At 68.9% G+C, this 13,642-nt stretch carries 10 protein-coding genes; 2 read left to right on the top strand and 8 right to left on the bottom strand.

Annotated elements, in window-relative coordinates:
* Positions 1-37: 37 nt before the first annotated feature.
* Together M8009_RS07100 and M8009_RS07105 are read left to right on the top strand one after the other, a co-directional pair.
* Positions 38-1,285 carry an alginate lyase family protein gene (locus M8009_RS07100; protein ID WP_250060135.1) on the top strand — a complete coding sequence of 416 codons (1,248 nt, stop codon included), beginning with the start codon at positions 38-40 and terminating at the stop codon, positions 1,283-1,285.
* A 49-nt stretch (positions 1,286-1,334) separates the two neighbouring features.
* Positions 1,335-3,944: a tetratricopeptide repeat protein gene (locus tag M8009_RS07105; protein ID WP_250060136.1), complete on the top strand. Its 2,610-nt coding sequence runs from the start codon at positions 1,335-1,337 to the stop codon at positions 3,942-3,944.
* Positions 3,945-4,025: 81 nt separating this feature from the next.
* Here the strand turns inward: M8009_RS07105 and M8009_RS07110 are convergent, their stop codons facing one another.
* From M8009_RS07110 to mutL, 8 genes are all read right to left on the bottom strand, one after another.
* A complete protein-coding gene (locus M8009_RS07110) occupies positions 4,026-5,321 on the bottom strand; it encodes an adenylosuccinate synthase (RefSeq protein ID WP_250060137.1) in 1,296 nt (431 codons plus the stop codon).
* A gap of 72 nt (positions 5,322-5,393) precedes the next feature.
* Entirely contained in the window at positions 5,394-6,590 is a 1,197-nt protein-coding gene (locus M8009_RS07115) for an ATP phosphoribosyltransferase regulatory subunit (protein WP_250060138.1), read from the bottom strand.
* A gap of 189 nt (positions 6,591-6,779) precedes the next feature.
* Positions 6,780-7,661, bottom strand: coding sequence for a protease modulator HflC (hflC, locus tag M8009_RS07120; RefSeq protein WP_250060139.1), 882 nt, complete (start codon positions 7,659-7,661; stop codon positions 6,780-6,782).
* On the bottom strand, positions 7,662-8,879 hold the full coding sequence (gene hflK, locus M8009_RS07125) for an FtsH protease activity modulator HflK (RefSeq protein ID WP_250060140.1): 1,218 nt from the start codon (positions 8,877-8,879) through the stop codon (positions 7,662-7,664). It abuts the gene before it with no gap.
* A 152-nt stretch (positions 8,880-9,031) separates the two neighbouring features.
* Positions 9,032-10,348 (bottom strand): ribosome rescue GTPase HflX, encoded by a 1,317-nt coding sequence (hflX, locus tag M8009_RS07130; protein ID WP_250060141.1) that lies wholly within the window; start codon positions 10,346-10,348, stop codon positions 9,032-9,034.
* Positions 10,349-10,356: 8 nt separating this feature from the next.
* Positions 10,357-10,602, bottom strand: coding sequence for an RNA chaperone Hfq (gene hfq / locus M8009_RS07135; RefSeq protein WP_106229908.1), 246 nt, complete (start codon positions 10,600-10,602; stop codon positions 10,357-10,359).
* Positions 10,603-10,726: 124 nt separating this feature from the next.
* Positions 10,727-11,665, bottom strand: coding sequence for a tRNA (adenosine(37)-N6)-dimethylallyltransferase MiaA (gene miaA / locus M8009_RS07140; RefSeq protein ID WP_250060142.1), 939 nt, complete (start codon positions 11,663-11,665; stop codon positions 10,727-10,729).
* A 5-nt stretch (positions 11,666-11,670) separates the two neighbouring features.
* Positions 11,671-13,626 (bottom strand): DNA mismatch repair endonuclease MutL, encoded by a 1,956-nt coding sequence (gene mutL / locus M8009_RS07145; RefSeq protein ID WP_250060143.1) that lies wholly within the window; start codon positions 13,624-13,626, stop codon positions 11,671-11,673.
* Positions 13,627-13,642: the final 16 nt, after the last annotated feature.

Genomic DNA, 13,642 nt, shown 5'->3' on the forward strand with positions numbered 1-13,642 from the left:
TGGGGCGCGTCCCGTATCACAAGGAGTCACCCCTGCCATGCCCCATGCCCGTCACCGACTGACCCATCGGCCGCTCACGACGGCCCTGGCCCTGCTGCTCGCCGGGCTGTCGAGCAGCGCAGGCGCCCAGGAGATCCTCACCATCGAGGAGCGCGAGGCACTCGACCTCTCGGACTATCGCGTCACCGCCCCCGATGCGGGCTACTTCGACGTGGCGGCACGCATGGAGGAACTCGCCTCCACCGACAATGCCATCCTGCTCCAGGAGATCGACGAGCTCTCCCAGGGACCGAGCTGCCAGCAGATGATGGAGTACGAGCCCATTACTACCCACCTGCGGGTCCCCGGGTACTACCCCAGCCCGGAGGCATGGGAGCTCGCCTCGGAGCCGCTGTTCCAGTTCGAGGACAACGTCTCGATGCTGGCCGGCAGCTTCGTCGCCAGCGGCGACGACTACTATGCCGAGTGCCTGGTGCGCTTCCTGGACCACTGGGCACAGCAGGAGGCGCTGACCGACTTCTACTACGACTCCCTCGAGCCCCAGGCCTGGTTCGCCACCGAATCGATGATCTTCGCCGCCGCCATGGCCTATGCCAACGTGCGCCCCTTCGTCGAGGGCATGGAGGAGCAGCGTGAGCGCGTCGAGGCCTGGCTCAACGGCCTGGCCCACCAGCACGCCGACATCCCCGGCGGCGAGGGCAACAGCTGCTGCAACAACCACTTCTACCGCCGGGCGCTCTACGCCAGCATGGTCGGCGTGCTGACCGAGGACAACGAGCTGTTCCGCTTCGGGGTCAGCGCCATCCATGCCGCCCTGCACGACATGACCCAGGACGGCGCCTTCCCGCTGGAGGTCAACCGCGGTCGTCGCGCCACCCACTACCAGAACTATGGCCTCCTCTACCTGATCACCAACATGCAGGTCATCGCCCGACAGGGCTACAACATCTTCGAACTGGAAGTCGACGGCCACAGCATCCATGACGCCATCGACTTCCTGTTCGCGATCCTCGACGACCCGGCCGCCCTGGGCGATTACGCCCCCCTCGAGCAGTACACCGGCTTTCTCAAGGACCCCCAGTACTTCACCTGGATGGAGGTCTACCTCGAACACTTCGACGACCCCCGCGTCGAGGACTTCATTCGCCGGGTACGTCCCCTCTACAACCGCAGTGCCGGCGGCTACATGACTCTCTACTTCATGGATCCCGAGGCACAGCAACATGTGGTCCTCGACGAGGAGAAGCAGGAGACCACCGCCTTCAAGGGGCTGGGTCAGGAGTGATGCTCCGCTGTCAGCCGTCATTCACCGATCAACGCGAGGTCCCGACACCATGAACACCATCCATCACGACACCCCCACCCTTCCCCACACCCGGGGGCTGCGCCTGTTGGCCTCGGCCAGCCTGCTGGTGCTGCTCGCGGGATGCGCCGTCACCGACAGCGCCCCCCAGGCCACCGCCCCCCTGCCCGAGCGCTATCAGGCCTGGTTCGAGAATGGCCAGCCACGCAACCTCGAGTGGATGCACAAGCAGACCGTCAAGAAGGCCGACGAGGCGGCCGCCGCCGGCAACCCGCGTGAGGCGATCCGGTTGCTCACCTCGCTGACCGAACAGGGCTTTCCCCAGGCGCACTACGAGCTGGGCAAGCTCTACGACCAGGGCGAGGCCATGGAACGCGACCCCGCCCGGGCAGCCGAGCACTATGCCCGGGCGGTGCGCACCCCCTCCTACATTCGCGGCCATGCCGCGCTCAACCTGGCGAAGCTCTATCGTGAGGGCGACGGCGTCGAGCGCAACGACCTGCTCGCCTACCACCTGCTGCGCCTGGCCGTGGAAGAGGAGGTGGACCGCGACGAGCGGGTGATGCTGGCAGAACTGCTGCGGGAAGGCGGCGAGGGGGTGTCGGCAAACCCCGAACGGTCGGCCAGGCTCTATGCCATCGAGGCCGAGCAGGGCCAGGAAGAGGCGCTCAGGGCGCTGGCCGAGGCCCATGCCTCCGGCGGCTGGCTCGACGAGAAGCCCGAACTCGCCATGGACTACGCCCAGCGCTACGCCGATGCGCTGCAGAAGCGGGCCGCCGCCGGCGAGACCGATGCCATGCAACGCCTGGCGGGACTGCATGCCCCCGACGGCCTGCTCGGCGACCAGCCCGAACAACGCCTGCACTGGCTGCGCCAGGCGGCCGAGGGCGGTGACGAGGATGCGCTGGGCAATGCCGGGAGCGCCATGCTGGACGCCGGAGAGACCCGGCAAGGCATCGCCATGCTGGAGGAGGCGGCCAGCAACGGCGATGTCGATGCCATGACCAAGCTGGGCGGATTCCTGGTCGACCGCCGGCCCGGCGAGGCGCGCCAGTGGCTGACCCGGGCCGCGGAGCAGGGCTCCACGGATGCCCGGGTGCACCTGGGGCGCCTGCTGATCGAGGGCGAGGATCCTCGCCGCGGCGTGGCCCAGCTCGAGGAGGCGGCGGCGCAGGATCATCCCCTGGCCCTCGCCTCGCTGGGCGACTTCTACATGAACGACGAGCTCTCCCCCAGCCAGCCCTTCATCGCCGTCGACTACCTGGAACGCGCCCATGAACTGGGCCATCCCTGGGCAACCCAGCAGCTGGGCGAGGCATACCTGAGAGGCCGCGGCGTAACCGCCGATCCCCAACAGGCCGAGGCGCTGCTGCGCCAGGCGGCCGACCAGGGACAGAGCGGCGCGCTGGCGCTGCTCGGCCAGGCCTACCTCGAGGGCGAGACACTGCCCCTCCATCCCAGCCGTGGCGAGAAGCTGCTGCAAGCGGCGGCAGACGCCGGCGAGACCTCCGCCATGACCGCCCTCGGCGAGGCCTACCTGGAGGGCCCTCTGGAGGCCAGGCCGGAGCGGGGCGTGCAACTGCTGCAGCAGGCCGCGCAGCAGGGCGACGGCTACGCCATGGTGGTGCTGGGCCGCGCCTACCGCAAGGGCGAGGGCGGCCTCCCCCAGGACCTGGACAAGGCCAGCCAATGGCTGACCCGCGCCCGGGAGGCGGGCCATGACTCCGCCGACGAGGCGATGACCCGCGTCAACCGCGAGCGCGGTGCCCAGGGCGACATTCGGGCCCTGATCGAGGCCGCCGAGGATGGCCACCCCGGCGCCATGGCCGACCTGGGGCGCGCCTTCCTCGAGGGCCAGGGCGTCCAGCAGAACACCGAGCACGCCCGGAGCTGGCTCACCCGCGCCGCCAATGCCGGCCACAACGGGGCCCGGGCGGAGCTCGGCGAGATGCTCCTCGACAGCGACCCCGAGCGGGCCATGACGCTGCTGCGCACCGCCGCCGACGGCGGGCACCAGGGGGCCCGGCTGACCCTGGGGCGCGCCTACCTGGAGGGCGAGCACGTCGCCGCCGACCCCGAGCAGGGCATCGCCTACCTGCGCCCTTCGGCCGAGGCCGGTAACCCCTACGCCGCCCAGCTGCTGGGCCAGGCCTACCTGGCCGGCAATGGCGTCGAGGCCGACCCGCAGCAGGCGGAGGAGTGGCTGAGCCGCGCCGTGCAGAGCGGCGATCTATCGGCCCGCGCCAACCTCGGCCGCGTGCTGCTGCGCGGCGAGAACGGCGTGCCCCGTGACGGCGACCGCGGCAGGGCCCTGCTTGAAGAGGCCGCCGACCAGGGCCACCCCGGGGCCATGGCCACCCTGGGCCGCGAGTACATCCGCGGCGAGAACCTCGATCAAGATGTCCGCCAGGGGGCCGACTATCTGCTCAAGGCGGCCGAGCAGGGACACCCCAGCGCCCGCCTGGCGCTGGCCAAGGCCTACCTCGCGGCCAACGGGCTGGAGAACGCCAGCCGCGAGCAGGCCCTGGTGTGGCTGGATGGGGTCATGGAGGGCGACAGTGACATGGCGCTTCAGACCCTCCACGAGCTGCTCTCTGACGAGAGTGCTGCCGAGGCCCTGAAGGTGGCGGCGGCGGACTGATCCACTGCCGCCCCCGCAACGCGAAGGCCGGCCCCCATGGGGGCCGGCCTTCGCCTATAGCCGGGCCTCTCGAAACGGCGGTCAGCCGTCGAAGGGGTTGCGCAGCACGATGGTCTCGTTGCGGTCCGGCCCGGTGGAGATGATGTCGATGGAGGTCCCCACTTTCTCTTCCAGGAAACTGATATAGGAGCGCGCATTGGCCGGCAAGTCCTCGACGAGACGCGCCCCCAGGGTGGACTCGCTCCAGCCCGGCAGATCCTGGTAGAGCGGCTCGATGGCTTCATAGCCCTCGGAATCCACCGGGGTGTCGAGCACTTCGCCGTCCTTGCTGCGATAGCCCACGCAGACGCGGATGTTCTCCAGGCCGTCGAGCACGTCGAGCTTGGTCAGGCAGAGGCCCGAGACGGAGTTGATCTGCACGGCGTGACGCAGGGCCACGGCATCGAACCAGCCACAGCGGCGCGCGCGACCGGTGGTGGCCCCGAACTCATGGCCCTTCTCGGCCAGGTGACGACCATGGTCGTCGAACAGCTCGGTGGGGAAGGGACCGGAGCCGACCCGGGTGGTGTAAGCCTTGGTGATGCCCAGCACGTAGTCCAGGTAGAGGGGGCCGACGCCGGAGCCGGTGGCGGTGCCGCCCGCGGTGGTGTTTGAGCTGGTCACGAAGGGATAGGTACCGTGGTCGATGTCGAGCAGCGAGCCCTGGGCCCCCTCGAAGAGGATGTTCTCGCCGGCGCGACGCATCTCGTGGACCAGGCCCACGGTGTCGCAGACCATCGGACGCAGCTCCTCGGCCAGGGCCATCGCCTGGTCGAGCACCTGCTGGAAGTCCACCGGCTTCTCGCCGTGGTACTGGGTGAGCACGAAGTTGTGGTAGTCGAGCACCTCGCCGAGCTTGGAGGCGAAGCGCTCGCGATGGAGCACATCACCGAGGCGCAGGCCACGACGTGCCACCTTGTCCTCGTAGGCCGGACCGATGCCGCGACCGGTGGTGCCGATCTTGGCGATGCCGCGGGCCTTCTCGCGGGCCTGGTCCAGGCGCACATGGTAGGGCAGGATCAGCGGGCAGGCCGGCGACAGGCGCAGGCGGTCGCGAACCGGCACGCCCTTGCTCTCCAGTTCGCGGATCTCCTCCATCAGCGCCTCGGGCGACAGCACCACGCCATTGCCGATCACGCAGATCTTGTCGTTGCGCAGGATGCCCGAAGGGATCAGGTGCAGGACGGTCTTCTCGCCATCGATGACCAGGGTATGGCCGGCATTGTGCCCGCCCTGGAAGCGCACCACCGCCGATGCGGATTCGGTGAGCAGGTCGACCACCTTGCCCTTGCCTTCGTCACCCCACTGGGTGCCCAGTACGACTACATTCTTGCCCATTGTGCTCTCGTCTCTCGTTGCGGCACCGCGCCCGTGGAAAGGCCCAGGGCCAAGGTCATTGACCGCTGGCCCTCAGGCCCGGTCCCGTGGAGTCCCCAGGAGGCGCGGCTCCCAGCGACCATCGATACGTTCCAGCCGTCGGTCGCAGCGGTGCTCCGCCGGACCGGTGCGCTGCCCGGGCAGCGCCTGCACGACACGCTCGCCCTGCTGGCGGAGCGTCTGCAGGACCTCCGCCAGCCCCTCGCCCTCGGCCGGTGCCCAGATGCCGTCCGGCTCGGGCTCCGCAGGGGCCAGGGTGGCCAGCAGCTTGAGGTCCATGGAGAAGCCGGTGGCCGGGCGGGCGCGGCCGAAGGCGCGGCCGGTATCGTCGTAGCGCCCCCCCTTGACCAGCGCCTGGCTGTAGTGCGGCACATAGGCGGCGAACATCATGCCGGTGTGGTACTGGTAGCCCCGCAGCTCGGCCAGATCGAAGTAGGGTTCGACCCCGGGGTACTCGGCGAGCACACCATCGACCAGGGCACGCAGCTGGTCCAGCGCCGCGCCCACGGCCTGGGGGGCCTCCTCGAAGGCCTCGCGAGCCGCCTCCAGCACCTCGAGCCCGCCGTGCAGGTCGCCCAGGGCGCGGAACATCGCCGCCAGCCCCGGATCGCGCACGCTCTCCTCCACCCGCGCCGCCAACTCGCCCGGCGACTTGAGGGCCAGGGCGTCGAACAGCGCACGCTCCTGTTCGGCATCCAACCCCGCGGCCTGTACCAGGCTACGGTAGATGCCGATATGACCCAGCGCCAGGTGGATCTCCGTCGCCCCGGCGGTCTCGAGACTGGCCAGTGCCAGGCGCAGGATCTCCAGGTCCGCCTCCAGGCCGGCGTGGCCGAACAGCTCCACGCCGACCTGCACCGGGCTGCGACCGCCCTGGTGCTGGTCGGCCTTGGCGCGCAGCACGTTGGTGCAGTAGCAGAGCCGCACCGGCCCCTGGCGACGCAGGGAGTGGGCATCCATACGCGCCACCTGGGGGGTGACATCGGCACTCACCCCCATCAGGCGCCCGGTCATCTGGTCGGTCAGCTTGAAGGTCTGCAGATCGAGGTCGGTACCGGTGCCGGTGAGCAGCGAGTCCAGGAACTCCACCGGCGGGGGCATCACCTGGTCGTAGCCCCAGCGGTGATAGAGGTCGAGCAGCGCGCGGCGCAGCTCCTCCATGCGGCTGGCCTGAGGCGGCAGTACCTCGTCCATGCCGTCGGGGAGCAGCCAGCGGTCAGCGATGGTCATGTCGTTCATCCTGCAAGACGATGGTTGGCCTGCGACGATGCCCGAGTCGCGCATGGCGTGCTGGCGAACGGGAGCGCCGGGGGTGGTGAGGCCACAAAAAAACCGGGCCACGCCCGGTTGAAGGATTCTACCACGTTTGCGGGCCGGTTGAACCCCGGCCGGCGGGCGGCGCGCCGCCCGCCGGGGGCATCACTCGCCTTCGCCCTGGGGGCTCTTGAGATACTGAAAGAAGTCGCTGGAGGGATCCAGCACCAGCATGTTGTCGTCCCCCGCGAAGCTGTCGCGATAGGCGTTGAGGCTGCGCCAGAAGCTGAAGAACTCCTCGTCCTTGCCGTAGGCCTCGGAGAAGATCGCCGCGGCCTCGGCGTCGCCCTCACCGCGCAGGGTCTCCGAGCGGGCACGGGCCTGGGCCAGCAGCACCTGGCGGCGGCGATCGGCATTGGCGCGGATGCGCTCGGCCTCCTCCTGGCCCTGGGCCCGCCACTCACGGGCCTGGCGTTCACGCTCGGAGCGCATGCGCTCGTAGACCGCCGAGGAGACATCCTCGGGCAGGTCGATGCGCTTGACCCGGATGTCGCGGATCGCCACGCCCAGCTCGTCACGCATCAGCGCATCGAGATCCTCGGTGGGCCCTGTCATCAGGTCATCGCGACGCTCGGCAATGATCTGCTGAAGGTTCAGGCGACCGAACTCGTTACGCAGGCTCTCGTCGACCCGCGGCTGGATGAGTCGACTGGCCATCAGCTCGTCGCCGGCCGTGGCCTCGTAGTAACGGGTCGGGTTGACCACCTGCCACTGGACGTAGGAGTCGACGATTACCGCCTTCTGCTCCAGGGTCAGGTAGCGACTGGGATCGGTATCCAGCGTCAGCAGCCGGGTATCGAAGGTCCGCACCGTCTGGGTGATCGGTACCTTGAAGTGCAGGCCGGGCTGGATGTTCTCCTCGATGACCTCGCCGAAGCGCAGCTTGACCGCACGCTCGGTCTCGTCGACCACGTAGAGGCTGTTGCTGGCAAGCCACGCCACGGCGGCCAAGCCACCGACGATGAGCAGGGAACGATTATTGATCATTTAGCGGCCCTCCCTGCTGATACCACTGTTGCTGTTACTGCTGTTACTGCTGTTCGACTGGCTCGAGCGCATGCGCTCGAGCACGCGGGGATCCAGCCCATCGTTGCTACCCGACTGGTCAGCTGCACCGGATGTACCGGCACCACTGAGACGTTCCAGCGGCAGGACCATCAGCGGGCTGTTCTCGGACACGTCGACCATGACCTTCGAGGTATTGCCGAACACCTCGCTAAGGGCATCGAGATACAGACGCTCACGCATGATCGACGGGGAGTCCTCGTACTGGCCAAGCAGCGCATTGAAGCGGCTGGCCTGGCCCTCGGCCTCGGCGACCACGGATTCGCGATAGCCCTGGCCCTGCTCGACGAGACGCTGCGCCTGGCCTTGGGCCTCGGGGATGATGGCGTTAGCGTAGGCGATGCCCTGGTTGATGGTACGCTGGCGATCCTCGCGGGCCCGGATGACATCGTCGAAGGCATCCTGCACAGCGTCGGGTGGCGCAGTAGACTCGACGTTGAGCGTCTGCAGCAGGATGCCTGTGCCGTAGTTGTCCAGATAGGACTGCAGGCGACTGGACACCGAGCTGCCGAGGATCTCGCGCCCGGAGGTCAGGATGTCGATCATGTCGGTCCCGCCGACCACGTGGCGCAGCGCCGAGTCCAGGGCGTTCTCGAGGCTAAGCTCGGGATTGCGCACGTTGAGCACGTAATTCCGGGGATCGGCGACCTGGTACTGGGCCGACATTTCAACGGAGACGATGTTCTCGTCCTGGGTCAGCATCGACTGGGTCTGGGTAACCGAGCGCACACGGGTGACGTTGACCATGCGCACGTCGTCGATCAGCGGCGGGTTCCACTGCAGGCCGGGCGTGACGACCTCCTGGAACTCGCCGAAGCGCAGCACCACCCCGCGCTCGGACTGGTCGACCAGGTAGAAGCCCGAGGCCGCCCAGATGGCCAGGGCCACCACGATCAGCAGGCCCGGCAGGGTGAAGGCATTGCGCGGCTTGCCACCGCCGCCCTCGCCGCCGGAACCACCTTTCTTGCTCCCTCGGCCACCGAGCATGTTATTAAGTTTGTCCTGAAACTTCTTCAGGGCCTCGTCGAGGTCGGGCGGCCCTTGATTGCCGCCGCCCTTGCCCCCGCCGCCACTACCACCGCGGCCACCCCCGCTCCAGGGGTCGTGCTGGTTGCCACCGCCAGGCTCATTCCAGGCCATACGTCGTCTCCACTATGCGTTGCATCCCGCCACCAGGCGTGCCGGCGACGGACATCGGTTGCGATCCTGCGGGTATCGCCGGGCGCAGCCCGGCGTCCCATTTTTCATGTTATCGCGACTGGCCTGCCCGCCAGCGGACCGGACTCCTCGCATCAGGTTTCCCACACCGGTGGCGCCTGCAGCGCCGACGGCAGGTAGTCGTCGGCGCGCTCGCCCAGTCGCGCCATCAGCTGCAGGAAGTCGCGCCGTGGCAGGCGCACCTCCAGCAGGGTATGCCCCTCGTCGTCGAAGCACTCCCCGCGCACCGCACCGAGGTCGTGCAGCCCGGCCCGCAGCCTGCCCTGCTCGGGCGCCAGGCAGAGCTCGAAATCGATGATGTCATCGGCCAGGCACTCCGAGAGCGCCTGCTCCAGCAACTCGAGCCCCTTGCCATCACGTGCCGAGAGCCAGACCACCTCGGGCCGGCCCTCCCCGTCGCGCTCGATGCGCGGTGCGCTGTCGAGCAGGTCGATCTTGTTCATCACCTTGAGGGTCGGCACCTCCAGGGCGCCGATCTCGTCGAGCACCGCCTCGACCTGGGCGACGTTGAGTTCGCGGTCAGGATCGGCGGCGTCGATCACGTGCACCAGCAGCGAGGCCTCGGCGGCCTCCTGCAGGGTGGCGCGGAAGGCTTCGACCAGCTTGTGGGGCAGGTGACGGATGAAGCCCACGGTATCAGCGAGCACCACCGGCCCCACGTCCTCGATCTCCAGGCGGCGCAGCGTCGGGTCGAGGGTAGCGAAGAGCTGGTCGGCCGCATAGACCCGGGCAGAGGTCAGGGCGTTGAAGAGCGTGGACTTGCCGGCGTTGGTGTAGCCCACCAGCGAGACGCTGGGAATCTCTGCCCGGGAACGGGCCCGACGATTCTGGCTGCGCTGGCTGCGTACCTTGTCGAGTCGCTTGTGGATCGCCTTGATGCGGGCCCGCAGCAGGCGGCGGTCGGTCTCGAGCTGGGTCTCGCCCGGCCCGCGCAGGCCGATGCCGCCCTTCTGGCGCTCCAGGTGGGTCCAGCCTCGCACCAGCCGGGTCGACATGTACTCGAGTTGGGCCAGCTCCACCTGCAGCTTGCCCTCGTGGGTCCGGGCGCGCTGGGCGAAGATGTCGAGGATCAGGCCGGTACGGTCGATCACCCGGCACTTGAGCTCGCGCTCCAGGTTGCGCTCCTGGGAGGGGCTCAGGCCATGGTTGAAGATCACCAGCTCGGCGTGATGCACGGCCTTCGCCTCGCGCAGCTCCTCGAGCTTGCCCGAGCCCACGAAGGTGCGGGAATCGGGGCGCTTGCGACTGCCGGTGATCAGGGTGGCCGGCTCCGCGCCGGCCGAACGCACGAGCTCGAGGAACTCACCCGCATCCTCGCGCTCCTGCTCGTCCTGGAAATCCACATGGACAAGGATCGCCGTCTCGCCGGCGTCGGGACGTTCAAAAAACAATCAATACCTCACGCATCAGGGTCCGGCTGCGCGTCCGGGGCCGGCAAGCGCACGTTGCGCGACGGCACCACGGTGGAGATGGCATGCTTGTAGACCATCTGGCTGACGGTGTTGCGCAGCAGGATGACGAACTGGTCGAAGGACTCGATCTGGCCCTGCAGCTTGATGCCGTTGACCAAAAAAATCGATACCGGAATGCGCTCCTTGCGCAGGATGTTCAGGTACGGGTCTTGAAGGGACTGCCCTTTGGACATGTTACTCTCCCTGAAGTGTCTCTGGGGGTTGATGTTATGTCGGTCTTCGTCGCGCCCGCCAGGGGGGCAACGCTGGATACCCTGAGGGGCCTGTTCACCCGGCCACCGAAAGGCCCATCTTACGCTAAGTGCCGAATTCGCGCACGAGATTCAATATCTCGCCCAGGGGGTCGGGGCCCTGGCTGTCGACCCAGTGCAGCCCCGGCCAGCTGCGCATCCAGGTCAGCTGGCGCTTGGCCAGCTGGCGGGTCGCGATGATCCCGCGACGCTCGAGCTCGTCACGTCCGAACTCGCCCTCCATGCAGGCCCATGCCTGACGATAGCCCACGCTCTTCATGGCGGGCAGTGAGGCGGCGAGGTCGCCGCGCGCCTTCAGGGCCGCCACCTCGTCGATGAACCCGGCGTCGAGCATCGCCGTGAAGCGCTGGGCGATGCGCGCATGGAGCACGCCACGGTCGAAGGGCGCGAGGCCTATCGACAGCGTGCGCCAGGGAAAGGTTTCACGGCGCTGCTCGGCCCACAGCTCGGTCAGCGTGCGACCACTGGCGCGATGGACCTCCAGCGCCCGCATCAGCCGCTGGGGATCATTGGGATGGATGCGCGCCGCCGAGACCGGATCGACCCGGGCCAGCTCCGCATGCAGCGCCGCCAGGCCATGACGCGCCACCCTGTCCTCCAGCTCGGCGCGCACCGCGGGGTCCGCGGCGGGCAGGTTGGCCACCCCCTCGAGCAGGTGCTTGAAGTACATCATGGTGCCGCCCACCAGCAGCGGAACCCGGCCGGCGATGCCGATCGCGCGCATCTCGCGCAGGGCGTCCTCACGGAAGTCGGCGGCGGAATAGGGCTCGGCCGGGTCGCGGATGTCGATCAGCCGGTGCGGCGCCCGGGCCAGCTCCTCGGGCGAGGGCTTGGCGCTGCCGATGTCCATGCCGCGGTAGACCATTGCCGAATCGACGCTGACCAGTTCGCAGCCCAGCCGCTCGTGCAGCGCGATGGCCAGGTCGGTCTTGCCGGCGGCGGTGGGCCCCATCAGCAGGATGGCGGGGGGGCGCGAATCGATCATGCTTGCTACTGCCCCCTCAGAAAGAGGCGGTCCAGCTCCTTCATGCTCATCTCGGTCCAGGTGGGACGACCGTGGTTGCACTGGCCACTGCGCTCGGTGCGTTCCATGTCGCGCAGCAGGGCATTCATCTCCTCAAGCCCCAGCTGGCGATTGGCCCGCACGCTGCCGTGACAGGCCATGGTCGCCAGCAGCTCGTTGATGCGCGCCTCGAGCCGGTCGGAGCGACCGTAGCGCTCCAGGTCGGCGAGCATGTCACGCACCAGCGGCTCCACGTCGGCGTCGGCGAGCAGCACCGGGACCTGGCGTACCAGCAGGGTCTCGGGGCCGGCCACGTCGAGCTCCACGCCGAGGCGCGCGAAGGCGTCATGCTCGGCCTCGGCGGTGGCCACCTCGGCGGGGCTCGCCGCCAGCGATACCGGCACCAGCAGCGGCTGGGCCTGCAACCCACGTTCACCCCCGTCGCCGCCGTGGACCTGGGCCTTCATCCGCTCATAGACGATGCGCTCGTGGGCGGCGTGCATATCCACCACCACCAGGCCGCGCTCGGTCTGGGAAAGGATGTAGACCCCGTGCAGCTGCGCCACGGCATAGCCCAGAGGCGGCGCGCGGGTGGTATCCTCCTCGGGCATCGCCGGGCGCGGGGTCCCGGACGCCTGCGGGGCGCGACGCTCCTCGAGGGCCACGCCCGCGGCGCTACCGCCGGGCGCCGGGGCGGCCGGCTGCGGGGTCAGCAGACGCTCCTCGTGATCCGGATGCAGCGCCCGATAGCCCTCCATAAAGGCCCGAACGCGGTCGGGCGTCACGCCATCACGGCCCCCCTCGCGCACGTCTTCTCGGCCGGGCAACGCCATCGGCTGCTGCTGCCAGGCCGGCGCCGCCTCGCGCACGCCGTCCGCCGCCTCAGGCGCTTCGCGCGCATCATCGTGGTGCTCGCCCCCCTCGCCGGGCCGGGCCTCGCCCAGCGCGCGGTGCAGGCTCGAGAACAGGAAGTCGTGGACCATGCGCCCGTCGCGGAAGCGCACCTCATGTTTGGTGGGATGGACGTTGACGTCCACCACTCTGGGGTCGACCTCGAGGTAGAGCACGAACACCGGATGGCGACCATGGAAGAGCACGTCGCGGTAGGCCTGACGGATGGCATGGGCGACCAGGCGGTCGCGCACCACGCGGCCGTTGACGAAGAAGTACTGCTGGTCGGCCTGGGCCCGGGAGTGGGTCGGTAGCCCGACCCAGCCCCACAGGCGCAGGCCCCCCACCTCCAGGTCCAGGTGCAGGGCGTTCTCCAGGAAGGCCTTGCCGAGCAGGGAGGCAAGACGACGCTCCCGGGCCACCGGGTCATCGCCCGCCGGCAGCTGGTGAAGGGTCTTGTGGTTGTGGCGCAGCACCCAGCCGATGTCGAAGCGCGACAGCGCCTGGCGCCGGAAGGCCTCCTCGACGTGACCGAACTCGGTCTTCTCGGTGCGCATGAACTTGCGCCGTGCCGGCGTATTGAAGAAGAGGTCACGCACCGTCACCGAGGTGCCGCGAGGGTGCGGGGCCGGGGTCACGCGGGGCTCCATGCGACGCCCCTCGGCCACCACGCGCCAGCCGCTGCGCGGGTCCTCGTCGGTATTGGAGACCAGCTCAAGGCGCGCCACCGAGCTGATCGAGGCCAGCGCCTCGCCGCGAAAACCGAGGCTGACCACCCCCTCGAGCTCCTCCAGGGAGACGATCTTGCTGGTGGCGTGGCGCGACAGTGCCAGCGGCAGGTCGGCCTCACCGATGCCGCTGCCATCGTCCCTCACCCGGATCGTCCGGGCCCCGCCGTTCTCCAGCTCGACCTCGATGCGTCGGCTGCCGGCATCGATGGCGTTCTCCACCAGCTCCTTGACCACCGACGCCGGCCGCTCGACCACCTCGCCGGCGGAAATCTGGTTGGCCAGGCGGGGGTCGAGGATCTGGATGTGTCGCTGCTCTGCCATGTCGCTCCGAGAGTTG

The sequence above is a fragment of the Halomonas gemina genome (assembly GCF_023554995.1).
Lineage (GTDB): Bacteria > Pseudomonadota > Gammaproteobacteria > Pseudomonadales > Halomonadaceae > Halomonas > Halomonas gemina.

Bases quoted from the DNA above. Each gene is read 5' to 3' on its own strand.
- M8009_RS07100 (WP_250060135.1), top strand. From the start codon at position 38: ATGCCCCATGCCCGTCACCGACTGACCCATCGGCCGCTCACGACGGCC.
- M8009_RS07105 (WP_250060136.1), top strand. From the start codon at position 1,335: ATGAACACCATCCATCACGACACCCCCACCCTTCCCCACACCCGGGGG.
- M8009_RS07110 (WP_250060137.1), bottom strand. From the start codon at position 5,321: ATGGGCAAGAATGTAGTCGTACTGGGCACCCAGTGGGGTGACGAAGGC.
- M8009_RS07115 (WP_250060138.1), bottom strand. From the start codon at position 6,590: ATGACCATCGCTGACCGCTGGCTGCTCCCCGACGGCATGGACGAGGTA.
- hflC (WP_250060139.1), bottom strand. From the start codon at position 7,661: ATGATCAATAATCGTTCCCTGCTCATCGTCGGTGGCTTGGCCGCCGTG.
- hflK (WP_250060140.1), bottom strand. From the start codon at position 8,879: ATGGCCTGGAATGAGCCTGGCGGTGGCAACCAGCACGACCCCTGGAGC.
- hfq (WP_106229908.1), bottom strand. From the start codon at position 10,602: ATGTCCAAAGGGCAGTCCCTTCAAGACCCGTACCTGAACATCCTGCGC.
- miaA (WP_250060142.1), bottom strand. From the start codon at position 11,665: ATGATCGATTCGCGCCCCCCCGCCATCCTGCTGATGGGGCCCACCGCC.
- mutL (WP_250060143.1), bottom strand. From the start codon at position 13,626: ATGGCAGAGCAGCGACACATCCAGATCCTCGACCCCCGCCTGGCCAAC.